Below are 21,538 nucleotides of genomic sequence, written 5' to 3'. Positions count from 1 at the left end.
GTCTTGGGGCTTTTTGTATCAGCGGCGCGCGCTCCAGCTGATGGAGACATGGCGGCGGGTGTAGAACTCGCCCATCAGCCCGATCACGGTAAGCACCAGCGCCACCCAGGCCGCATATTGCCAGCTGCTGAAATGCGGGTTGTAGTTGATGAAGACAAACCCGCGCGACTGGTCGATGCAGTGAAACAGCGGGTTCCAGTCGAACATGGCCAGCATGAAGCTGGGCAGCGTGTTGGCCAGGAACATCTTGCCGGAGGCAATCATGTTGGCGCGCGAATAGATCATCGTCAGGATGCTGACCAGGTTGGGCGCCCAGGGTTTCAGCACCAGAAACACCAGCCCCACCGAGGCGCCGGTTACCCAGGCCAGCAGCACCATGCCGAAGGCGGCAACCGGCTCCTCGATATGCAAGGGGGTGAAGGCGACATGGTAGACAAACAGGATGATGAACAGCGACAGCACCTGAATATAAAGCGCACCGATGGCTGCGGACAGAATGGCCACCATCGTGTTCATCGGGGCGTGCTGCATCATCGGGCTGCTTGGCCCTTCGGCGCCGGCGACGGCGCTGACGGTCTTGGTATGCACCAGGAACAGGAAGACGCCGGACATCACATACAGCAGGAAGTCGCCGCGGATGGCGGAGCCGCGCAACCCCAGAAGGGCAAACATCACGTAAAACGCGGCCACAAAGAGAACCGCCTGCAGGATGTTCAGGCCAAGCGCTGCAAAGGCGTTGTTGTGCTTGGAACGGACGCTGCGCGCTGCCGAGTGGAACACGACCTCTGTGAGGGCGACAAAACCGGAGATCCAGGATTGCTGCGTGCGCTGCTGAAACATGAGACCTGTATTCTCTGCTCGAATCCGATGCGGCTGCTTGCCGTTCTGCTGTCAGCGCATCATAAGAGGCGAGAGGCAAATTTTCAATTAAACCCGACAGGGAGGTCCGCGTGACTTATGAAGACCTGGTGCCTGTGATCCGCCGGCTGGCCATCGAGGCTGGCGCAAAGATCATGGAGATCTACAATTCCGACGATTTCGGCGTGAAGGTGAAATCCGACGAGAGCCCGGTGACCGAAGCGGATGAGGCGGCGGACGCGCTGATCTCGGCGGGCCTGCGCGCGGCGTTTCCGGATATGATGCTGGTCACCGAGGAGCAGGCAGACTCGCACAGCGCGCGCGGCGACACCTTCCTGATCGTCGACCCGCTGGACGGCACCAAGGAATTCATCCACCGCCGCGGCGATTTCACTGTCAATATCGCGCTGGTGGAGAAGGGGGTGCCGACCCGCGGCGTGGTCTATGCGCCGGCCAGGGAGCGGATGTTCTTTACCCTGGCGGATGGCAGCGCGGTCGAGGAGACCGGCGCGTTCGATCCTGAGACCATCGGGGAAACCCGTCCGATCCGGGTTGCCGAGAGCGACAATTCGGCGTTGATGGTCGTGGCTTCGAAATCGCACCGGGACCAGGCAACCGACGATTACATCGGCAAGTACAATGTGAAGGACAGCAAAAGCGCGGGTTCTTCGCTGAAGTTCTGCCTGGTTGCCACGGGCGAGGCGGATCTGTACCCGCGCGTCGGCCGCACCATGGAGTGGGACACCGCCGCCGGTCACGCGGTTCTTGTGGGCGCAGGCGGCAAAGTGGTGCGTTTTGACGATCATTCCCCGCTGATTTATGGCAAAGAGGGCTATGCGAACCCGTTCTTCATCGCCTATGCACCAGCCGTGGAACTGAAGAAAGCCTGATGTCTGTCCTGATTGTCATCCCCGCCCGCTATGCCTCGACCCGCTATCCCGGCAAACCGCTGGTGCCGCTGACCGGCGCCACCGGCGAGAAACGCACCCTGGTGGAACGGTCCTGGCGGGCGGCTTGCTCGGTCCAGGGCGTGGACCGGGTGGTGGTGGCGACGGATGACGATCGCATAAAACAGGCGGCTGAGGCGTTTGGTGCCGAGGTGGTGATGACCTCTGAGGCGTGCGCCAACGGCACGGAGCGCTGCGCCGAGGCGCATGCGGCGCTGGGCGGCGGTTATGAGATCGTGGTCAACCTGCAGGGCGATGCGCCGCTGACCCCGCACTGGTTTGTCGAGGATCTGGTGGCCGGCTTGCGCGCCGCGCCCGGCATGGAGCTGGCAACGCCGGTTCTGCGCTGCAATGGCGAGACGCTGAACAGCCTGCTGGCCGACCGCAAGGCGGGCCGCGTTGGCGGCACAACGGCGGTGTTTGCCGAGGACCGCAGTGCGCTCTACTTCTCAAAAGAGGTGGTGCCCTATTGCGGCAGGACCTATGGGGATGGCGAAAATACGCCGGTCTATCACCACGTCGGCGTATATGCCTACCGTCCGGATGCCCTGGCGGCGTATTCAGGGTGGCGGACCGGGCCGCTGGAGAATCTGGAGGGCCTGGAGCAGCTGCGGTTCCTGGAGAATGGGCGCAAGGTGCTGTGTGTTGAGGTTGAAGCGCGCGGGCGCGAGTTCTGGGAGTTGAACAACCCTGAAGACGTGCCGCGGCTGGAGGCCATGATGAAGAAAATGGGGCATGAGTAAGCAGAAGATGGTAATGAGGAAAAGAACGGTCAGACAGCCGCTGCTAAGCGGCAGCCAGAGGCAGCGGGCAGCTGCCCTACAATTTGTTGGAAAGAGCCGGGCATGACGCGCGCCAGCTTTCCCGCGTGTGATGCGGGATTGAGCCGTCAGGTCTGGAATTTGAGTATTGAGAGAACGCCATGCGCAAAAAAGTAACTAAGGCAATTTTTCCTGTTGCGGGTCTGGGGACACGGTTCCTGCCGGCAACGAAGTCCGTCCCGAAAGAGATCATGACCCTGGTCGACCGGCCACTGGTGCAATACGCCATTGACGAAGCGCGCGCCGCCGGGATCAAGGAGTTCATCTTTGTCACCTCGCGCGGCAAAGGTGCGCTGGAAGATTATTTCGACCATTCGCCGGTTCTGGAACAGGAGCTGCGCAAGAAGGGTAAGGATGATCTGCTGGACATCCTGAAGAGTACCGATATGGAATCCGGTGCCATCGCCTATATCCGCCAGCACAAGGCGCTGGGCCTGGGCCATGCGGTCTGGTGCGCCCGCCGCCTGATCGCCAACGAACCCTTTGCTGTGATCCTGCCGGATGACGTGATCGCGGCGGAAAAGCCCTGCTTGCAGCAGATGGTCGAAGCCTACGAGGAAACTGGCGGCAACATGGTTGCGGCAATGGAGGTGCCGCCGGAGAAGACCTCCTCCTATGGCGTGCTCGACGTCAAAGATGATATGGGGCAAGTGGTTGCCGCTAACGGCATGGTGGAAAAGCCGAAAGCCGGAGAGGCGCCGTCGAACCTGGCGGTGATCGGCCGCTACATCCTGGCGCCGTCTGTGCTGAAAAACCTCAACAAGATGAAGCAGGGCGCGGGCGGCGAGATCCAGCTGACCGATGCGATTGCCGAGGACATTGCCCAGGACGTTCCGGTTTACGGCTACCGTTTCAACGGTCAGCGGTTTGATTGCGGCTCCAAGGCGGGCTTCCTCCAGGCAACTGTGGCCTTTGCGCTGGCGCGCGATGAGCTGCGGGACGACCTGATGAGCTACATCACCGAAATCGCGCAGGTCGGAAAGGCCGCGCAGTAACCGATCTGGCCGCCCTTCCGGGGGCGGCCCAGCATGGGGCAGAGACAGTGACGAATATCCTTGTGACCGGCGGTGCCGGCTATATCGGCTCGCACGCCTGCAAGGCGCTCAAGGCGGCGGGCTATACACCTGTAACCTACGACAACCTGGTGACCGGCTGGCAGGACGCGGTCAAATTCGGCCCGTTCGAGAAGGGCGACTTGAATGACCGCGCCCGGCTGGATGAGGTGTTTGCCAAGTACCAGCCGGCGGCAGTGATGCATTTCGCTGCGCTGAGCCAGGTCGGCGAGGCGATGAGCGAGCCGGGCCGCTACTGGGCCAACAACACCGGCGGCTCGTTGAACCTGGTGGAGGCCGCAGTGGCGGCGGGCTGCCTGGACTTCGTTTTCTCCTCGACCTGCGCCACCTATGGCGAGCATGACAACGTGGTGCTGGACGAAAACACCCCGCAGCTGCCGCTGAATGCCTATGGCGCCTCCAAGCGCGCGGTGGAGGATATCCTCAAGGATTTCGGCGCCGCGCATGGGCTGCGTTCGGTGATCTTCCGCTACTTCAACGTAGCGGGTGCCGATCCCGAGGCCGAGGTGGGCGAGTTCCACCGTCCCGAAACCCATCTGGTGCCGCTGGTGCTGGATGCGATTGCGGGCAAGCGCGACGCGCTGACCATCTTTGGCACCGACTACGACACCCCGGACGGCACCTGCATCCGCGATTATGTGCATGTCTGCGACCTGGTGGACGCGCATGTGCTGGGGCTGAAGTGGCTGGAAGACGGCAACGGCAGCCAGGTGTTCAACCTGGGCACCGGCTCGGGCTTCTCGGTGCGCGAAGTGATGGACAAGGCCGAGGCGGTGACCGGGCACAAAGTGCCCTGCAACACCGGCCCGCGCCGGGCGGGTGACTGCACCAAGCTGGTATCGGGTTCGACCCGGGCGGTGACCGAACTGGGCTGGGAGCCGCGGCGGTCCACCCTGGAGGTGATGATCGCCGATGCCTGGAAGTGGCATAAGACGGGCCACTACGAGGCCTGAGCATGACTGTCCCCGCCGCCCCTGAGCTGCCGCCGCTGGGCCTGACAGGAGCCTACCGGATGCGGTGGAAGCGGCGGCGGATGCTGTGGCGGGCCTTGCGGGCCCGCCGCCAGATGGCCAAGGTCTCGGACCGCACCGCGCAGATCCCCTCAGAAGGGGTTTTGGTCTTCCTTGTGCTGCGCAACGAGATCACCCGGCTTCCTTACTTTCTGGACTACTACCGCCGCCTGGGCGCGGTGCATTTCCTGGCTGTGGACAATGGCAGTGACGACGGCAGCGCCGGGCTGCTGGCGGCGCAGCCGGATGTTTCTTTATGGCGTGCGGATGGCAGTTACCGGGACACCCGCTTTGGCCTCGACTGGCTGGGATGGCTGCTGATCCGCTACGGCCACGGGCGCTGGTGCCTGACCGTGGATGCGGATGAGCTGCTGGTCTATTCAGGCATGGAGGATCACGGGCTCGGCGCCCTGACGCAGCGGCTGGAGCAGGACGGCCGCGACGGCTTTGGCGCGCTGATGCTGGATCTGTATCCCAAGGGGCCGCTTGGGGCGCAGAGCTATGCGCCGGGACAGAACCCGTGCGAAGTGCTGCAGTGGTTTGACGCCGGGCCTTACCGCGCAGTGCGGCAGCAGCAGATGGGCAATCTGTGGGTGCAGGGCGGTGCGCGCGAACGGGTGTTCTTCCCGCAGGAGCCGGAGCGGTCGCCAACTTTGAATAAGATCCCGCTGGTGCGCTGGAACCGGCGCTATGCCTATATCAACTCCACCCATTCGCTGCTGCCGCGGCGGCTGAATGCGCTGTATGACGGGCCGGGCGGCACGGCGCCGTCCGGGGTGCTGCTGCACACGAAGTTTCTGCCGGAAATTGTTTCCAAATCAGCAACGGAGAAACAGCGCCGGCAGCACTTTCACACGCCGCAGCAATTTGATGGCTATTATGACCGGATCACGGATGCGCCGGATATGTGGCACCAGGGATCTGTCCGCTTGCGCGGCGCGGGCCAGTTGGCGGAACTGGGTCTGATGACGCCACCCGCCTGGTGAAGGGGTGCGGGGGACTGTTGCAGCTGCGCCGTACGCCCGCGTAACTGTTTCTAAATTCATTGTTAATAGACTATGCGCGTGACATATTGCGCGGAAGCTTGAAGCGGGTTCAAGAAAAGCCCGTGCAGGCCGGGGCGCTCCTGGGATAGCGAGTTGGAGTAGACGTGGGGCTTTGGGATTCTTACCGGATGCGGTTGCGGCGCAAACGGCGGCTGGTCCGCGCGGTGCGCAAGTCCGGTGAGCTGCAGCCTGTTCAGGACAACACCCGCGCCATCCGTCCCGGCGACATCCTGCTGGTCTGCACCATGCGCAATGAGCAGATCCGGCTGCCGTACTTCCTGCAATACTACCGTGGTCTGGGGATCAATCATTTCCTGTTCGTGGACAATGGCTCCACCGACGGAAGCGCTGATTATCTGCGCGGGATGGAGGACGTGTCGCTGTGGCACACCACCGCCAGCTATAAGCGTGCAGGCTTTGGCATCGACTGGATGAACTACCTCAAGCGCAAATATGCGCATGGGCACTGGGTGCTGGTGGTCGATCCGGATGAGTTCTTTATCTATCCGTTCTGCGACACACGGCCGATCCGGGCGCTGACTGACTGGCTGGACAATTCGGCGATCCGCAGCTTCTCGGCGATGCTGCTGGACGTCTATCCCAAGGGCCGGATTGATGAGGTGCCGTATCAGGCCGGGCAGAACCCGCTGGAGATTGCCCATTGGTTCGACAGCGGCAATTACACCATCAGCCACAACCCGGAATACGGCAACCTGTGGATACAGGGCGGGCCGCGGGCGCGGGTGTTCTTTGCCGATCAGCCCAGGAAGGCACCGGCGCTGAATAAGATCCCGCTGGTCAAATGGCACCGCCGCTATGCCTATGCCAGCTCCACCCATGCGCTGCTGCCGCGCGGGCTGAACCAGGTCTATGAGACGGACGGCGGCGAAAAGGCGAGCGGCGCGCTGCTGCACACCAAGTTCCTCGATACCTTCAGCGGCAAGGCGGAGGAAGAACTGGTGCGCGGCCAGCATTATGCCGGCTCGGCGGAGTACAAGGCTTATGCCGGTAAGCTGTCCGAACAGCCGGAGCTGTGGTGCAAATGGAGCGAGAAGTACATCAATTGGCGCCAGCTTGAGATCCTGGGGCTGATGTCCAAAGGGAACTGGGCATGAGCACGTTTGGCGTTGTCATGCTGGTCCACACCGCGCTGGAGCGCGCGGAGCAGGTGGCCCGGCACTGGACCGCCAGCGGCTGCCCGGTGGTGCTGCATGTGGACAGCAAGGTCGACCGTCATGTTTTTGACCGCTTCAAGGAGGCGCTGAGCGGCAATCTGCTGGTCCGCTTTTCCGCCCGTCACCGCTGCGAATGGGGAACCTGGGGTATTGTCGCCGCCTCGCAAGCCGCTTCCGAGGTGATGCTGGCGGAGTTTCCCGGCGTGCAGCATGTTTACCTCGCCTCTGGCTCCTGCCTGCCGCTGCGCCCGGTGCAGGAGCTGATCGACTATTTGGCGGCCCGGCCGGACACTGATTTCATCGAAAGCGCCACCACCGCCGATGTGCCCTGGATTGTCGGCGGCCTGAGCCAGGAGCGGTTCACCCTGCGGTTTCCGTTCTCCTGGAAACGGCACCGCTTCCTGTTTGACCGCTACGTGGACCTGCAGCGCAAGCTGCGCATCCGGCGCCGGATCCCCGCCGGGCTGGTGCCGCACATGGGCAGCCAGTGGTGGTGCCTGACACGGCAGACCCTGTCGGCAATTCTGGAGGACGCGGAGCGGCCGGTCTATGACGCCTACTTCCGCAAGGTCTGGATCCCGGACGAAAGCTACTTCCAGACCCTGGCGCGGCTGTATTCCAGCAATATCGAGAGCCGCTCGCTGACGCTCAGCAAGTTCGATTTTCAGGGTAAGCCGCATATCTTCTATGATGATCACCTGCAGCTCTTGCGCCGGTCCGACTGCTTTGTCGCGCGCAAGATCTGGCCGCACGCAGAGCGGCTCTATCAGGCGTTTCTGACCGACTCTGCCGGCGCGATGAAAAGGACGGAGCCGAACCCAGGCAAGATCGACCGCATCTTTGCCAAGGCGGTGGAGCGGCGCACCCGCGGCAGGCCCGGCCTGTACATGCAAAGCCGGTTTCCCTCGCGGGGGTCGGAGAACGGTGTCACCTCCAGCCCCTATTCGGTGTTTCAGGGATTTACCGAGCTGTTCGAGGATTTCGAATCCTGGCTGGCCCGCACAACCGGGGCCCGTGTGCACGGGCACCTTTTTGCGCCGGAAGGGGCGGAATTCTCTCAGGGCCAGAGCCAGATCAACGGCTGCCTGAACGGCAATCCCAAGGTGCGGGATTACAACCCGGAAAGCTTCCTCACCAGCCTGATCTGGAACACCCGCGGCGAGCGCCAGTGCTTCCAGTTCGGCCCGAGCGGCAATCAGGCAGTGAATTGGCTGGTGGCGCGGGATGCAAGTGCGCAGGTCTCGGTGATCAGTGGCGCCTGGGCGGTGCCGCTGTTCAAGTCAGACCGCAGTTTCGCGGAACTCCGGCAGGAGGCGGCCCGGCTGCAGCAGATTGAGGCGGAACAGCTTAAGATCCTTCGTTCGCAATGGACCAAGGCGCGGGTGCGGATCTGGAGCATGGCGGAATTTGCCGAAGCGCCGATGGAACCGTTGCAGACCATTGCTGGTGAAATCGGCCAGGTGGCGGTGCGGCATCTGAGCGAGGCGCCAACGATGACGGATCTTGAGGGCTTTGGCCAGTTTCTGCAAAATCTGAAGAACCAGGGCATGCACCCGTATCTGATGGGCGATTTCCCGGTCGGGCAGAGCCCGGTCCGCCACTCCAAACCGCAGCGCAAACCCTATCTGGTGCGATAATTCCCGATGTCTTCTCCTTCCTTTGATTACTTTGTTGTCTTTGCCGAAATGCGGACCGGGTCCAATTTCCTAGAGACCAATCTGAATGCCTTTGACGGGCTCACCTGCCATGGCGAGGCCTTCAACCCGCATTTCATCGGCTACCCGAATTCAGGGGAAATCCTTGGCGTGACTCAGGCCATGCGCGAGGCGGATCCGGCGCGGCTGATCCAGGAAATAAAGGCGCAGCCGGGGGTTTTGGGGGGCTTTCGCTATTTCCATGACCATGACCCGCGGGTGCTGGATCTGATGCTGGAGGATCCGCGCTGCGCCAAGATCGTGCTGACGCGCAACCCGCTGGACAGCTACGTGTCGTGGAAGATCGCCCAGGAGACAGGGCAGTGGAAGCTGACCAATGTGAAACGCCGCAAGGAGGCCAAGGCCCGGTTCGATGCAGCGGAATTTGCCGCCCATGTGGAGGTGCTGCAGGAATTTCAGGTGACGCTGCTGAACCGGCTGCAGGCGCTGGGGCAGACGGCCTTTTATGTGGCCTATGAGGATCTGCAGAACGTCTTGGTGATGAATGGTCTGGCCCGCTGGCTGGGCATGGCAGAGCAGCTGGAGGCGCTGGATGATAGCCTGAAACGGCAGAACCCGGCGCCGGTGGTGGCCAAAGTGGCCAACCCGGATGAGATGCAGGAGGCGCTGTCGGGGCTGGACCGGTTCAACCTGACTCGCACGCCGAACTTCGAACCGCGCCGCGGTCCGGCGGTGCCCGGTTATGTAGCGGGTGTGGCAACGCCGCTGCTGTACCTGCCTATCAAGGGCGGGCCGGAGGCGGAGGTTACGCAGTGGATGGCGGGGCTGGACCGGGTCGCGCCGGACGGGCTGATCCGGGGCATGAACCAGAAACAGCTGCGGCAATGGAAACGCGGCAACACGGGGTTCCGCAGCTTTACGGTGCTGCGGCATCCGGCGGCGCGGGCGCATGCGGTGTTCTGCCGCCGGATCCTGAATGCGGGCGAGGGCAGCTTCCGGCAGATCCGCAACACGCTGCGGCGGCAGTTCGGGCTGGCGGTGCCGGAGGAGGGGCCGGGCGGCGGATACACCCGGGCGCAGCACCGGGAGGCGTTTGCGGCCTTCCTGGAATTCGTGCGGGCCAGCCTGGCGGGCCAGACCTCGATCCGGCTGGACGCGGAATGGGCCAGCCAGAGCCAGGCGCTGGAGGGCTTTGCCGGGGTCGGGGTGCCGGATCTGCTGATCCGTGAGACGGAGATGGCGGAGGACCTGCCGGCCCTGGCGCGGAAACTGGGGCGGATGGAGCCTGCGCCGGTACCGGCTGCGGCGCCGGAGCAGCCGTTTGCGCTGGGTGATATCTACGACGCAGAGCTGGAGGCGCTGATCGCGTCGGTCTACCAGCGCGACTATCTGGCGTTCGGCTTCGGCCCCTGGCGCGCAGACTGATCCGGCAAGCCCGAGGCAGGCGGGGACTCTCCCGCGCCCGCAGGATTATGGCTGCGCCAAACATCCTTGGCGGCCTTGGGCCCGGCGCCGCACAGAGTGCGGCGCGGTGGTTGACGCAGGGCTGGGTGCTGACACTCAGAGCGGGTCAAAGGGCGCTGCCGCATGGGGCTGGGCCGCAGGCCTGGCCCATGCGCGGCCCAACGGAAAGAGTGCCGCTGCAGGGCGGCCGATGAGGGGCGGGAGCGCTTGCGGAAACGGCGCAGCGTCAGCCGGTGGCCGCACCCATGGAGCCGCGGCTGAATGCTGTCCGGCTGGCCAGCGGGATTATCGGGCGTGTTGAGGTGTGATGCGGGGATCAGGCGGCCTGGACCGACTGGTCCTCGGTCAGGATGGTGTAGAGCGTCGCCGGATCGTGGTTGGCGCGCAGCTTGGTGCAGAAGCTTTGCTCCCGCAGGGTACGCGAGACCAGGGCGAGCGCCTTCAAGTGCTCGACGCCGGCATCTTCCGGCGCAAACAGGGCAAAGGCTATATCCACCGGCTGGCGGTCAACGGCGCCGAAATCCAGCGGTTTCTCGAGGATCAGGAAAACGCCGCAAACCTCGCTGATGCTGTCGAGCCGGGCGTGCGGCAGGGCGACGCCGTGTCCGACCCCGGTGGGGCCGAGGCTCTCGCGGTCCAGCAAGGCCTCGACGGTGGGCTGGGCGTCCAGCCCATAGGCCGTCTGAGCAATATCTGCGACTTCCTGAAACAACCGCTTCTTGCTTGAGGCCGCTCCGATAACCCGGACGGCCTCTGGCTTGAGGATGCTGGAAATCTGCATGTGTCTGCTCCGTTCCGGCGCCCCGGCGGGGGCGCCGATGCCTTAGATGTGTTTACGGATCGATCCAGCCGATGTTGCCGTCTTCGCGGCGGTAGACCACATTCAATCCGTCCTTGCCTTCGTTGCGGAAGACCAGAACCGGGGCGCCTGCAAGTTCCATCTGCATCACCGCTTCCCCCACCGACAGCGACGGAATGCGGGTTTCCATTTCGGCGACGATGATCGGTTGCAGCGAGTCCGGTTCGGTTTCCGCTTCCTCAGACGCGAGGATATACGAGTTAGCGCCCAAATGTTCAACAGGCTCGCTGCGGTCCTTGTGGTGATCCTTCAGACGGCGTTTATAGCGGCGCAGCTGCTTTTCCATCTTTTCGCAGCAGGCCTCGAAGGCGGCGTAGATCTCCGTTGCATGCGCCTTGGCCTGAGCGCTTAGTCCGGTCGACAGATGGACGGTGGCTTCACACACATATTCATGCGCCGAACGGGAAAAGACCACAGCCGCGTCGGTCGGGCGTTCGGCATACTTTTGCACGGCCGAACCCAGCTCGTTCTGCACGTGGGTTTGCAGAGCTTCACCGATGTCGATCTGTTTACCGCTGATTTTATAACGCATGTGATCTCCTTCACAAATTATTGCGGCCGGGCCCGCCGCCAAGGCAATAGCTTGGCGGTGTCACGTCAGGTCCGGAACCGGGGGGCAGGCCAGCCGTCCGGGTGCATCCATCCGGGCCCTGTTGCCAAGGCTGGTAAGCGGATTGCATCGGACTGCGCGTATGCCATGGGTCAATTCGACGGCAAGACAGCGGGAGAGTCAATGGATATCGCCGAAAAAAGAAGCCTGTCTTTCAAGCAGTTTTTCCGGGTGTCCGCCGCCCGCGCAGCGGTTCAGGAGATGCGGAAATTGTCGCCCAGATAGACCCGGCGGACGTTCTCGTTTTCGACCACTTCCTCGGGGCTGCCGGACATCAGAACCTGGCCGTCGTGCAGGATATAGGCGCGGTCGACGATCTCCAGCGTTTCGCGGACGTTGTGGTCGGTGATCAGCACGCCGATGCCGCGTTTCTTGAGGTCGGCCACCAGATGGCGGATGTCGCCGACCGAGATCGGATCGACGCCGGCAAAGGGTTCGTCGAGCAGCAAATACTTGGGGTCGGCCGCCAGACAACGGGCGATTTCAACCCGGCGGCGCTCACCCCCGGACAGCGCCAGTGCGGGCGCGCGGCGCAGGTGTTCGATCGAGAAGTCCGACAGCAGCTCTTCCAGCCGCTCGCGGCGCTTGTGCTCATGCTTTTGCGAGATATCCAGAACGGCGGAAATGTTGTCCTCCACAGACAGGCCGCGGAAGATCGACATTTCCTGCGGCAGGTAACCGATGCCGAGCCTGGCGCGGCGGTACATCGGCAGGCCGGTCACGTTCTGGCCGTCGATGCTGACGGTGCCCGCTTCGGGGAAGACCAGGCCCGCGATGGCGTAGAAGCTGGTGGTCTTTCCGGAGCCGTTGGGACCCAAGAGCGCCACCACCTCGCCGCGATTCAGCGACATCGAGACATCCCGGATCACCACCCGCTTGCGGTAGGATTTGCGCAGCTTTTCGATACGCAGCCCGGAGGACCCTTCGGTTACGGTCAGGTTGGGTTTTGCCATCAGTTGCTGCCGCCGTTCGGGTTAAGGATGGTCTTCACCCGGCCCGCCATCTGCGCGGTGCCCGAGGTCAGGTTTACCTCCAGACGGTTCGACGCCAGGGTGCCGCTTTCCTGGTTGAGCAGCACATTGCCGGTCATCACGATGGTACCCTTGTCGATGGTATATTCGGCGCGCTCTGCCTCGGCGGCGTCAGGGCCGCTGACCAGCACGACGTTGCCAGTTGCCTCAAGCCGTTCGATGCCGGCCTTGGCGCCGCTGTCGTCCGCGGTCTTGTAGATCACCAGGACGTTGTCGGCGGACAGCCGCATGATACCCTGCACAATCAGAACATTGCCGGTGAATTCGGCAGATCCGTCAGCCTGGTTGACCGCCAGGTTGTCGGCAGTGACTTCGACGGGCTGGCTGGGGTCGGCCTTGACGGCGCCAAAAGCGACGGAGGCCGTTTGCGCTGCCGCGAGGCCGGGAAGAACCGCCAGCGGCAGGCAGAAAATCAGGGCGCGCAAATAGGACACAGGTTATCTTTCCGGTTGCTGGGGATCATATAGCAGCTTCACCCCGTTTTTGAACAGCATATGGACAGGGCCGCCTTCGGTTTTGACGCCGATGTGCATATTTCCCGCAGTCAGCTCGCCAATGGCGCCGGTGGCGCGGACCGGGCCGGGGCTGTCGGCTTCCAGGCCGCTCAGGGCGGTGTTCAGCTCCTCGGTTTCGACAATCAGCCCGTCGGCGGAGGTTATTGTCACCTTGCCGGTAAACTGCGCCATGTCCCGGCCCGGGTGAATGGCGCCGGTTTCGGACGCCAGCGTGATCCTGCCGCCCTGGGCCAGCCGGATGTCGGCGGACAGATCGCTGGCGACCGCCGGGGTGCCGTCGCCGCCGGGACGCGCCAGCGCGGCGGTGACCATGATCTCATCCCCGCCCGCAGTGGTGCCGGAGAAGAAGGGAGCGGTGACCTGCTGGCCTTTCATCCGGTCCTCGATCTCTTTTTGCGCAAAGGGGATCACCGCCTCGGTGTTTACTCCCCGCGAGATCAGGAACAGGGTGGACAACAGAACCAGGGCCGCCAGCGGCAGCAGCACCTTGAGATAGGCAACGGCTCTGGAATGGCTGTCCATTGTCAGCTCCCCCTGGCCCAAGTCAGCCCAGGCCTGCGCGCAGGCAGTCGTGGATATGCAACAGGCCCTCAGCCTTTTGGCCATTGTCCGGATCGACGACAAACAGGCAGGTGATCTTGCGCTGGTTCATTACCGCGACCGCCTCCTGCGCCATGGCGCCGGGGGCGATGGTGGCGGGGCCGGTTGTCATTACCTCCGCCGCTGTCTTGTTCAGCAGACCGTCCATGTGGCGGCGCAGGTCGCCGTCGGTGATGATGCCGGCCAGCGAACCGTCGGCAGCTGCCACGCCCGCGACGCCGAAGCCCTTCTGGCTGATCTCGATCAGCGCGTCGGCCATCGGGGTGTCCCCGCTGACCAGCGGCAGGGCGTCGCCTGCGTGCATCAGGTCGCGCACCTTGCTGAGCTGCGCGCCCAGCTTGCCGCCCGGGTGGAAGTCGCGGAAGTCTTCGGGGCGGAAATCGCGGTGCTTCATCAGCGCAATCGCCAGCGCATCGCCCATCGCCAGGGTGAGCGTGGTGGAGATCGAGGGCACCATGCCAAAGCCGCAGGCCTCGCCCAGCGAGGGGATCTGCAGGTGAACGTCGGCCTGTTTCATCAGGGTGCTGTCCATTTTGCTGGACAGCCCGATCAGCGGAATCGCAAAGCGGCGGGTGAAGGCCAGCAGGTTGGCCAGCTCCGGTGCCTCGCCCGAGTTGGAGATCGCCACCACGACGTCGCCTTCGGACAGCATCCCCAGATCGCCGTGGCTGGCCTCAGCCGGGTGCACGAAATAGGCCGGCGTGCCGGTGGAGGCCAGCGTCGCGGCAATCTTGTGGCCGATATGGCCGGACTTGCCGATGCCGCTGACGATTATGCGGCCTTTGGCTTGCAAAATCAGCTGCACCGCTTCGGCAAAGCGCTCATCCAGGCCTTCGGCCAGGGTGTTCAGCGCCTTGGCCTCATCGGTGATCACCTGCCGCGCGGTGACGAGGAATTTTTCTGCGTCGGTCATGAGTGGGCAAAGATGTCCGTTTCGGGCCAGCCAGCCAGGTCCAGCTTGGCGCGCGTGGGGAGGAAATCAAAGCAGGCCTGGGCCATCTCGGTGCGGCCCTCACGGGCCAGCCGCTTGTCCAGCGCCTCGCGCAGCTTGTGCAGGTGAAGGACGTCGGAGGCGGCGTAGTCCAGCTGCGCCTCGGTCAGCTCTTCGGCGCCCCAGTCGCTCATCTGCTGCTGCTTGGAGATATCGACGCCCAGCAGTTCCTGGGTCAGGTTCTTGAGGCCATGGCGGTCGGTGTAGGTGCGTACCAGGCGGCTGGCGATCTTGGTGCAGTAAACTGGCGCGGCCAGGGCGCCAAAGGCGTGGTACATGGCGGCAATGTCGAAGCGGCCGAAATGGAACAGCTTCAGCACATTCGGGTCTTCCAGCATCCGGCACAGGTTGGGCGCTGCGGTCTGGCCTTTTTCCACCTGCACGATGTGCGCGTTGCCGTCGCCGCCCGACATCTGAATCACACAAAGCCTGTCGCGGTGCGGGTTCAGGCCCATGGTCTCGCAGTCGATGGCGACAACGGGACCGAGGTCCAGCCCGTCGGGCAGGTCGTTTTTGTACAGGTGGTTGGCCACTGGAATTCCCTTTTGATGATCATCGCGCCGGCAGGGGCTGGAGAGGAGATAGGCGCTTTGGCCTTCAAACTCAACTGCGCCGACCACGCTGGTTTGCGCGGGCACATGTTCAGATCCCCGGTCAGCCGGGCAGCATATTGAATTTACATGCAGGGGGAATGGTGCCCAGGAGAGGACTCGAACCTCCACGTCCATACGGACACTAGCACCTGAAGCTAGCGCGTCTACCAATTCCGCCACCTGGGCAGGTGTCGTGGGACCGGCGTATAAGATGGTTTTTAAGGGGCGTCAAACGGAAATAGCAGGCTGGAAGCAAGGTTTTCCGGGTTTTGCGGCCTGGCCCGAAAAGGTCTTATGCCGCCGCTGGCGGTGCGGCAATTTCGCTTGCCTACGGCACCACCCAGCATTATGAAACCAGCGGCGCCGGTGTAGCTCAGCTGGTAGAGCACGTCATTCGTAATGATGGGGTCGTAGGTTCGAGTCCTATCACCGGCACCAGATCTTCTCATAATTCTGTGGTTTCTGTCCCGTGCCCGTGTTCGGATGCCTGGCTGGCAGGTGCCGTATGTTGCGCGGATCCTGCTGAGCCGGTTCCCGCTGGTGTCAGTGAAGCTGCCGATCCTTTGCGCCGAACCAATTGGCGTTACTGGAATAAACCGCCGGGGATGGTATGCCCCTGCCCGGTTTGCCATAATGCCCGGCGGGTGGTCCGGCGCCTGGAGAAACTACACCCCATGGCCGGGGTCCGGATCCCGGCGGTTCAGACAGGCCTCTGGAGCAGAAGATGACACAGCAAACCGTTCTCGTCACCGGTTCCTCCGGATTCATCGGCTACCACCTGAGCCGGCGACTGCTGGACGACGGCTTCCGTGTCGTGGGCATCGACAACCTGTCGGATTACTACAGCGTCGGGCTTAAGCGGGACCGGCAGGCAATGCTGGAACAGTACCCGGGTTTTTCCGTCGTCAACCGCAGTATCGAAGAGCCCGGAGTCATGATGGCGCTTTTCGCAGAGCACAGACCCGACTATGTCGTTCACCTGGCGGCGCAGGCCGGGGTGCGCTACTCCATCGAGAATCCCCGTTCCTACCTGGAAAGCAACATCACCGGCACCTTTGAGATCCTCGAAGCCGCCCGCGCCCATCCGCCCAGGCACATGCTTCTGGCCTCTACCTCCTCCGCATTCGGGGCCAATACTGAGATGCCCTATAAGGAGACCCAGAAGGCCGATCACCAGATGTCCTTCTATGCCGCCTCGAAAAAAGCGACCGAGAACATGGCGCATTCCTATGCGCATCTGTTCGATCTGCCGGTCACCATGTTCCGCTTCTTTACCGTATATGGCCCGTGGGGGCGGCCGGATATGGCGTTGTTCAAATTCACCAAGGCGATCCTCTCAGGGCAGCCGATCGACGTCTACAACTATGGCGGCATGCAGCGCGACTTCACCTATATCACCGATCTGGTGGAGGCCGTCCGGCTGCTGATGGACGCGGTGCCGGAACGCCCGGCGGATGGTGCTGTGCAGGAGGGTGACAGCCTGTCGCCGGTGGCGCCGCACCGGGTGATCAACATCGGCAATTCCGAGCCGGTGCAATTGAACGACTTTATCGCGGCTGTTGAGGCTGCCACCGGCCGCACCGCTGACCGCAATCTGATGCCGATGCAGGCTGGCGATGTGCCGGCCACATGGGCCGATGCCTCGCTGCTGCGGAGGCTGACGGGCTATGCGCCCAAGACCGGAGTGGCCGAGGGGGTGGCGCAGTTCGTGGAGTGGTACCGGGAGTATTATTCAGCTTCCCCGTCTGGCCGCTGAGCGAAGCGGCGCATTCCTGACTGCCGGGTTTCAGAACCGGAAGCGTAACCGGTGGCGACCGGGTGTCTGCCTGCGGCGGCTCTTTCCGGCAAAAGTGTGATCTGGCCCCGGACGGCCGGGGCGCAGAAGATCGCGGCAACAACTCTTAAAATTTGCCTAACATGCGGGCTAAAGTGTTGATAATGTACTAATTTTTGCCACATCCGCACCCCGGACAGCGCGCAGGGTTTTTCTATTCAGTCTCCAAAGCCCGTTTCATTGCATTGGAGATCTGACCATGCCGGCACTGAATTTCGCATCTTCTTCGGCTGCCCTGCTGGGCCGCGCCCGCTCCACCGTCCGCACAGCCGCCAAGGCCGCAGCCGCTGCCGGCCTGGCACTGGCGCTGCTGCAGCCTCAGGCGGCTGCCGCTCAGCAGACCTATGTGGTGGGCAGCGACCGCGGCGGCTATCTGCATGACCGGCTGATCGAGCTGAACAACCTGCAAAAGAACGGCGTGCGGGTCGAGATCCGCGGCCGGGTCTGCTATTCCACCTGCACCATGTTCCTCGGATTGCCAGGGGCCTGTGTCGATCCCAGCACCACCTTCGGCTTCCACGGCCCCTCGCGCAGCGGCCGCCGCCTGGCACAGAAGGATTTTGATTATTTCAGCCGGGTAATGGCTGATCACTATCCTAAGCCGCTGAAAGACTGGTTCATGGCGGAAGGCCGCAACCGGATCTCCGGCATCTACAAGATAAAGGGCAGCGAAATCATCCGTATGGGAGTGAAGTCCTGCCGCAGCGCCTGATCCGGCCTGTGTGCCTCAAATGGGGCAAGTGGTTCTCACGAGCCTGACGGAAAAGACCCCGGCGCAGTCGCGCCGGGGCTTACGGCGCCCGACAGGCCAGGGGCAGCGCTGTTCGGCGCGTTGTAACCCTTGTGGAGGCACGGGAAGGGCGCTGCCGTCTCGGACCTGCAAGCTGCGATTTCTTTGACGCTGCATACCGGAAGCGTGGCTGGAGGCCGGATAATTCGAACTGCGGCCGAGGGCGGATTGGGTGACCTATCATGTGATAGATCGGACTGAATTGGCAGGCTGTCATTCCATTTCGGAATGGCAGCAGTACGCAATCTCATTGGCGTTGTACCGGGGTTTCGCGGATAACTGACCGCAGCAAGTGTTCCAAGGAGGCCGCATGGACCGCGCCCAGATCGTGCATCAGAATTTCCTCGAACGGGTTCAGGCCGGGATCCTGCCTGCAGGCGCTGTGCCGGCAGGGCCGCTGACCGCGGCGAAGGCCGTTGGCACCTTCCGGGCGCAGGTGCTGAGCCGGGCGCTGGATCTGACCAGCCGGGCTATGCAGAAGGCGGGGGAGGGGTTTTATACCATCGGCTCTTCCGGGCATGAGGGGATGGCGGCGGTTGCGCAGGCGCTGCGTCCGGCCGATATGGCGTTTCTCCATTACCGCGATGCCGCTTTTCAGATTGCCCGTGCAGATCAGGTGCCGGGGCAGCGGATCGCCTGGGACATGCTGCTGTCCTTTGCCTGCTCCAGCGAAGATCCGACCTCTGGCGGGCGGCACAAGGTTTTGGGATCCAAGGCGCTAATGATCCCGCCGCAAACCTCGACCATTGCCTCCCATCTGCCCAAGGCGGTGGGGGCGGCCTATTCCATCGGCGCGGCCAAGCGGCACCAGCCGGAGCATCAGCTGCTGCCTGAGGACGCGATTGTCATGTGTTCCTTCGGGGATGCCTCGGCCAACCACTCGACCGCGCAGGGGGCGATCAACACGGCAGGCTGGACCTCGGTGCAGTCGACGCCGCTGCCGCTGCTGTTCGTCTGCGAGGACAACGGTATCGGCATTTCGACCAAGACGCCGAAGGGGTGGATCGAGGCCTCGATGGCAGGGCGGCCCGGCATCCGGTACTTCAAGGCCGACGGGCTGGATATCTACAACGCCTATGCGGTGGCGCAGGAGGCGGCGGAGTATGTGCGGACGCGTAAAAAGCCCGCCTTCCTGCATTTGCGCACCGTGCGCCTCTATGGCCATGCCGGGGCGGATGTGCCGACCACCTACATGGCAAAGGCCGAGGTGGAGGCGGATGAAGCCAACGATCCGCTGCTGCATTCGGTGCGGCTGCTGGATGAGGCCGGGGCATTGAAGTCGGCCGAGGCGCTGAAGATCTACACGGACACCTGCGCGCGGGTGGAGCGGATCCGGGCGGAAGCGGTGACGCGGCCGCATTTGAAAACCGCAGAGGATGTCGCGGCCAGCCTGATCCCGCCGAACAGGGAGTGTGCACCGACCAATGGCCCCAGTGAAGAGGCGCGCGCCGCAGCCTTTGGCAGCGACATGCGCGCGATGGAGGAGCCGCAGCCGATGTCGCGGCTCATCAACTGGGCGCTGACCGATCTGATGCTGGAGCACGGCGAGATCGTCATGATGGGCGAGGATGTGGGCCGCAAGGGCGGGGTTTATGGCGTCAGCCAGAAGCTGCAGCAGCGGTTCGGACCGGACCGGGTGATTGATACTTTGCTGGATGAGCAGTCGATCCTGGGGCTGGCAATTGGCATGGGGCACAACGGGTTCCTGCCCATTCCTGAGATCCAGTTCCTCGCCTATCTCCACAACGCCGAGGACCAGCTGCGCGGCGAAGCGGCGACGCTGCCGTTTTTCTCGAACGGGCAGTTTTCGAACCCGATGGTGCTGCGGATTGCCGGTCTGGGCTATCAGAAGGGCTTTGGCGGGCATTTCCACAACGACAACTCGCTGTCGGTGCTGCGCGATATTCCGGGGCTGGTGATTGCCTGCCCGTCGGACGGGGCGGAGGCTGCGATGATGATGCGCGAGGCGGTGCGGCTGGCGCGCGAGGAGCAGCGGGTGGTGGTCTTTGTCGAGCCCATCGCGCTTTACCCGATGCGGGACCTGAACGAGGTTAAGGATGGCGGCTGGATGCGGACCTACCCGTCTCCGGACCGCCGCATTGGTTTGGGTGAGGTGGGTGTTCATGGCGGCGGCACCGATCTGGCCATCGTGACCTATGGCAATGGGCGCTACCTTTCCGCTCAGGCGCAGGCAGAGCTGGCGGCTCAGGGTGTGAACGCCCGGATCTTGGACCTGCGCTGGCTGGCGCCCTTGCCGGAGGCGGCGCTGCTGGAAGCCGTCGAGGGCTGCAAGAACGTGCTGATCGTCGACGAATGCCGTGTTACCGGCAGCCAGTCGGAGGCGCTGATGGCATTGTTTGCGGAGCAAAGCGATGTCCCTGCGGCGCGGATCGCCGCCAGCGACTGCTTCATTGCAACCGGGCCTGCCTATGGCGCTACGCTGCCGTCGAAGGACAGCATAGTTGAGGCCGCATTGAAGCTGGCAGGAGGCAAGAAATGACCCGCACCGCTGTTCTGATCTGCCCGGGACGGGGCACCTACAACAAGGCGGAGCTGGGGTATCTTCACCGCCACCACGCGGACAAGGCGGCGCTGTTTGCGGGCATTGACGCGCAGAGGCGCGAGGCCGGGCAGGAAGAAGTCACGGTTCTGGACGGGGCAACGCGGTTCTCCGTATCGAAATATTCGCGCGGGGATATCGCCTCGCCGCTGATCTACGCGTCCGCTCTGGCGGATGCGCAGTCCCTGGCGGAGGATATCGAGGTGGTTGCGGTCACCGGCAACTCGATGGGCTGGTACATCGCGCTGGCGGCGGCCGGGGCGCTGAGTGCAACGGACGGGTTCAAGGTGGTGAACACCATGGGCACGCTGATGCAGGAGCAGCTGATCGGCGGCCAGCTGGTCTATCCCTTTGCCGGGCCGGATTGGCAGAATGATCCCGCGCGCAAGGCGGAGCTGCTGGCGCTGTCGGCAGAGATCAATGCGCGCGAGGGGCATGATCTGGCGCTCTCGATCGATCTGGGCGGGCTGCTGGTGCTGGCCGGGAACGAGGCCGGACTGGCGGCGTTCGAGGCGGCAGTGCCGGTGGTGGAGGAGCGATTTCCGATGCGGCTGGCCAATCATGCGGCCTTCCACACCGCACTGCAGGCGCCGGTGGCGGCAGAGGGGCGCAAGCGGCTGGGGGCGGAGATGTTCACCCAGCCGGAGATGCCGCTGATCGACGGGCGCGGGCAGATCTGGTGGCCGGGTGCGACGGACACACGGGCCCTTTGGGACTACACCTTGGGGCATCAGGTGGTGGAGACCTATGACTTCACCCGCGCGGTACAGAATGCGGCCTATGAGTTTGGGCCCGACCTGTTTATCGTGACCGGTCCGGGTACGACACTGGGCGGCGCGGTGGCGCAGTCGCTGGTGCAAGGCGGCTGGCAGGGGATGACTGGCAAGGAGGCCTTCAAGGCGCGGCAGGCCGAGGATCCGTTGCTGGTCTCCATGGGGGATCAGGCGCAGCGCGGGATTGCAACCGGCTGAGTGAAGGGCGGCGGAAAGCTCCCGCGCCTGTTGCCTGCATCGAAGATGCCGGCAAAGCAGCCTTGGGAGTGGCCCTGCCCTGCGGGCAGGGCGGAAGGGTATTTGCTGAGAACGCTTTCAGGGGCAGTTTTGCCC

The 21,538-nt window shown here is 63.4% G+C and carries 20 protein-coding genes and 2 tRNA genes; 13 read left to right on the top strand and 9 right to left on the bottom strand.

Annotated features, from left to right (window positions below; all coding sequences use genetic code 11):
* Nucleotides 1–18: 18 nt before the first annotated feature.
* Nucleotides 19–840, bottom strand: a complete 822-nt coding sequence (locus AC4HIX_RS02785) for an ABC transporter permease (RefSeq protein WP_490397799.1) — start codon at nt 838–840, stop codon at nt 19–21.
* Between the two features lie 110 nt (nt 841–950).
* Here AC4HIX_RS02785 and cysQ point away from each other — a divergent pair, with 110 nt between their 5' ends.
* The 8 genes from cysQ (at nt 951) to AC4HIX_RS02745 (ending at nt 10,010) form a co-directional block, all read left to right on the top strand.
* A complete protein-coding gene (cysQ, locus tag AC4HIX_RS02780; protein WP_490397798.1) occupies nt 951–1,748 on the top strand; it encodes a 3'(2'),5'-bisphosphate nucleotidase CysQ in 798 nt (265 codons plus the stop codon).
* Nucleotides 1,748–2,548: a 3-deoxy-manno-octulosonate cytidylyltransferase gene (locus AC4HIX_RS02775; RefSeq protein ID WP_490397797.1), complete on the top strand. Its 801-nt coding sequence runs from the start codon at nt 1,748–1,750 to the stop codon at nt 2,546–2,548. Before cysQ ends, AC4HIX_RS02775 begins: the two co-directional genes overlap by 1 nt.
* 179 nt (nt 2,549–2,727) lie before the next feature.
* Nucleotides 2,728–3,621: a UTP--glucose-1-phosphate uridylyltransferase GalU gene (gene galU, locus AC4HIX_RS02770; protein ID WP_475048389.1), complete on the top strand. Its 894-nt coding sequence runs from the start codon at nt 2,728–2,730 to the stop codon at nt 3,619–3,621.
* 47 nt (nt 3,622–3,668) lie between these two features.
* Nucleotides 3,669–4,652, top strand: coding sequence for a UDP-glucose 4-epimerase GalE (gene galE, locus AC4HIX_RS02765; protein ID WP_490397796.1), 984 nt, complete (start codon nt 3,669–3,671; stop codon nt 4,650–4,652).
* A gap of 2 nt (nt 4,653–4,654) precedes the next feature.
* Nucleotides 4,655–5,695, top strand: coding sequence for a glycosyltransferase family 2 protein (locus AC4HIX_RS02760; RefSeq protein WP_490397795.1), 1,041 nt, complete (start codon nt 4,655–4,657; stop codon nt 5,693–5,695).
* Between the two features lie 188 nt (nt 5,696–5,883).
* Complete coding sequence (locus tag AC4HIX_RS02755) at nt 5,884–6,870, top strand: glycosyltransferase family 2 protein (protein ID WP_475053046.1); 987 nt, start codon at nt 5,884–5,886, stop codon at nt 6,868–6,870.
* The gene (locus tag AC4HIX_RS02750) at nt 6,867–8,567 is read left to right on the top strand and encodes a DUF5927 domain-containing protein (RefSeq protein WP_490397794.1); all 1,701 of its coding nucleotides are present in this window, start codon (nt 6,867–6,869) and stop codon (nt 8,565–8,567) included. Before AC4HIX_RS02755 ends, AC4HIX_RS02750 begins: the two co-directional genes overlap by 4 nt.
* Before the next feature lie 6 nt (nt 8,568–8,573).
* Nucleotides 8,574–10,010 carry a nodulation protein NodH gene (locus AC4HIX_RS02745; protein WP_490397793.1) on the top strand — a complete coding sequence of 479 codons (1,437 nt, stop codon included), beginning with the start codon at nt 8,574–8,576 and terminating at the stop codon, nt 10,008–10,010.
* A gap of 355 nt (nt 10,011–10,365) precedes the next feature.
* Here the strand turns inward: AC4HIX_RS02745 and AC4HIX_RS02740 are convergent, their stop codons facing one another.
* The 8 genes from AC4HIX_RS02740 to AC4HIX_RS02705 all read right to left on the bottom strand — a co-directional run bounded on the left by AC4HIX_RS02740 (nt 10,366) and on the right by AC4HIX_RS02705 (nt 15,434).
* On the bottom strand, nt 10,366–10,830 hold the full coding sequence (locus AC4HIX_RS02740; RefSeq protein WP_475048378.1) for a PTS sugar transporter subunit IIA: 465 nt from the start codon (nt 10,828–10,830) through the stop codon (nt 10,366–10,368).
* A 52-nt stretch (nt 10,831–10,882) separates the two neighbouring features.
* A complete protein-coding gene (gene hpf, locus AC4HIX_RS02735; protein WP_475048377.1) occupies nt 10,883–11,440 on the bottom strand; it encodes a ribosome hibernation-promoting factor, HPF/YfiA family in 558 nt (185 codons plus the stop codon).
* A gap of 272 nt (nt 11,441–11,712) precedes the next feature.
* Nucleotides 11,713–12,471, bottom strand: a complete 759-nt coding sequence (lptB, locus tag AC4HIX_RS02730) for an LPS export ABC transporter ATP-binding protein (RefSeq protein WP_259967740.1) — start codon at nt 12,469–12,471, stop codon at nt 11,713–11,715.
* Complete coding sequence (lptA, locus tag AC4HIX_RS02725; protein WP_475048374.1) at nt 12,471–12,983, bottom strand: lipopolysaccharide transport periplasmic protein LptA; 513 nt, start codon at nt 12,981–12,983, stop codon at nt 12,471–12,473. The genes lptB and lptA overlap by 1 nt, the downstream gene beginning before the upstream one ends.
* Nucleotides 12,984–12,986: 3 nt before the next feature.
* Nucleotides 12,987–13,586 (bottom strand): LPS export ABC transporter periplasmic protein LptC, encoded by a 600-nt coding sequence (gene lptC / locus AC4HIX_RS02720; protein ID WP_475048373.1) that lies wholly within the window; start codon nt 13,584–13,586, stop codon nt 12,987–12,989.
* Nucleotides 13,587–13,608: 22 nt separating this feature from the next.
* Entirely contained in the window at nt 13,609–14,577 is a 969-nt protein-coding gene (locus AC4HIX_RS02715) for a KpsF/GutQ family sugar-phosphate isomerase (protein ID WP_490397792.1), read from the bottom strand.
* Complete coding sequence (locus AC4HIX_RS02710) at nt 14,574–15,188, bottom strand: ribonuclease D (RefSeq protein WP_490397791.1); 615 nt, start codon at nt 15,186–15,188, stop codon at nt 14,574–14,576. The genes AC4HIX_RS02715 and AC4HIX_RS02710 overlap by 4 nt, the downstream gene beginning before the upstream one ends.
* A gap of 159 nt (nt 15,189–15,347) precedes the next feature.
* Nucleotides 15,348–15,434, bottom strand: a tRNA-Leu gene (locus tag AC4HIX_RS02705).
* A 176-nt stretch (nt 15,435–15,610) separates the two neighbouring features.
* On the opposite strand from AC4HIX_RS02705, the gene AC4HIX_RS02700 reads away from it, so the two are divergent.
* The 5 genes from AC4HIX_RS02700 to AC4HIX_RS02680 all read left to right on the top strand — a co-directional run bounded on the left by AC4HIX_RS02700 (nt 15,611) and on the right by AC4HIX_RS02680 (nt 21,403).
* Nucleotides 15,611–15,686: transfer RNA gene (locus AC4HIX_RS02700), tRNA-Thr, on the top strand.
* Nucleotides 15,687–15,972: 286 nt separating this feature from the next.
* Nucleotides 15,973–17,004 (top strand): NAD-dependent epimerase/dehydratase family protein, encoded by a 1,032-nt coding sequence (locus AC4HIX_RS02695; protein ID WP_490397790.1) that lies wholly within the window; start codon nt 15,973–15,975, stop codon nt 17,002–17,004.
* Nucleotides 17,005–17,281: 277 nt separating this feature from the next.
* On the top strand, nt 17,282–17,794 hold the full coding sequence (locus AC4HIX_RS02690) for a hypothetical protein (protein ID WP_490397789.1): 513 nt from the start codon (nt 17,282–17,284) through the stop codon (nt 17,792–17,794).
* 388 nt (nt 17,795–18,182) lie between these two features.
* Complete coding sequence (locus tag AC4HIX_RS02685; protein ID WP_490397788.1) at nt 18,183–20,372, top strand: dehydrogenase E1 component subunit alpha/beta; 2,190 nt, start codon at nt 18,183–18,185, stop codon at nt 20,370–20,372.
* Nucleotides 20,369–21,403, top strand: coding sequence for an ACP S-malonyltransferase (locus tag AC4HIX_RS02680; RefSeq protein WP_490397787.1), 1,035 nt, complete (start codon nt 20,369–20,371; stop codon nt 21,401–21,403). Before AC4HIX_RS02685 ends, AC4HIX_RS02680 begins: the two co-directional genes overlap by 4 nt.
* The last annotated feature ends 135 nt before the right edge of the window (nt 21,404–21,538 follow it).

The organism is Leisingera sp. (genome assembly GCF_982940295.1).
The sequence above is the reverse complement of the archived record's forward strand: the minus strand, read 5'-3'. Positions and strand labels throughout refer to the sequence as shown.

What these genes read in the sequence shown, in the direction of transcription:
- AC4HIX_RS02785 (WP_490397799.1), bottom strand. Translation starts at nt 840, where the DNA reads ATGTTTCAGCAGCGCACGCAGCAATCCTGGATCTCCGGTTTTGTCGCC.
- AC4HIX_RS02775 (WP_490397797.1), top strand. Translation starts at nt 1,748, where the DNA reads ATGTCTGTCCTGATTGTCATCCCCGCCCGCTATGCCTCGACCCGCTAT.
- AC4HIX_RS02750 (WP_490397794.1), top strand. Translation starts at nt 6,867, where the DNA reads ATGAGCACGTTTGGCGTTGTCATGCTGGTCCACACCGCGCTGGAGCGC.
- AC4HIX_RS02695 (WP_490397790.1), top strand. Translation starts at nt 15,973, where the DNA reads ATGACACAGCAAACCGTTCTCGTCACCGGTTCCTCCGGATTCATCGGC.
- AC4HIX_RS02685 (WP_490397788.1), top strand. Translation starts at nt 18,183, where the DNA reads ATGGACCGCGCCCAGATCGTGCATCAGAATTTCCTCGAACGGGTTCAG.
- AC4HIX_RS02745 (WP_490397793.1), top strand. Translation starts at nt 8,574, where the DNA reads ATGTCTTCTCCTTCCTTTGATTACTTTGTTGTCTTTGCCGAAATGCGG.
- AC4HIX_RS02760 (WP_490397795.1), top strand. Translation starts at nt 4,655, where the DNA reads ATGACTGTCCCCGCCGCCCCTGAGCTGCCGCCGCTGGGCCTGACAGGA.
- AC4HIX_RS02740 (WP_475048378.1), bottom strand. Translation starts at nt 10,830, where the DNA reads ATGCAGATTTCCAGCATCCTCAAGCCAGAGGCCGTCCGGGTTATCGGA.
- AC4HIX_RS02715 (WP_490397792.1), bottom strand. Translation starts at nt 14,577, where the DNA reads ATGACCGACGCAGAAAAATTCCTCGTCACCGCGCGGCAGGTGATCACC.
- hpf (WP_475048377.1), bottom strand. Translation starts at nt 11,440, where the DNA reads ATGCGTTATAAAATCAGCGGTAAACAGATCGACATCGGTGAAGCTCTG.
- galU (WP_475048389.1), top strand. Translation starts at nt 2,728, where the DNA reads ATGCGCAAAAAAGTAACTAAGGCAATTTTTCCTGTTGCGGGTCTGGGG.
- AC4HIX_RS02690 (WP_490397789.1), top strand. Translation starts at nt 17,282, where the DNA reads ATGCCGGCACTGAATTTCGCATCTTCTTCGGCTGCCCTGCTGGGCCGC.
- AC4HIX_RS02680 (WP_490397787.1), top strand. Translation starts at nt 20,369, where the DNA reads ATGACCCGCACCGCTGTTCTGATCTGCCCGGGACGGGGCACCTACAAC.
- lptB (WP_259967740.1), bottom strand. Translation starts at nt 12,471, where the DNA reads ATGGCAAAACCCAACCTGACCGTAACCGAAGGGTCCTCCGGGCTGCGT.
- AC4HIX_RS02755 (WP_475053046.1), top strand. Translation starts at nt 5,884, where the DNA reads ATGCGGTTGCGGCGCAAACGGCGGCTGGTCCGCGCGGTGCGCAAGTCC.
- lptC (WP_475048373.1), bottom strand. Translation starts at nt 13,586, where the DNA reads ATGGACAGCCATTCCAGAGCCGTTGCCTATCTCAAGGTGCTGCTGCCG.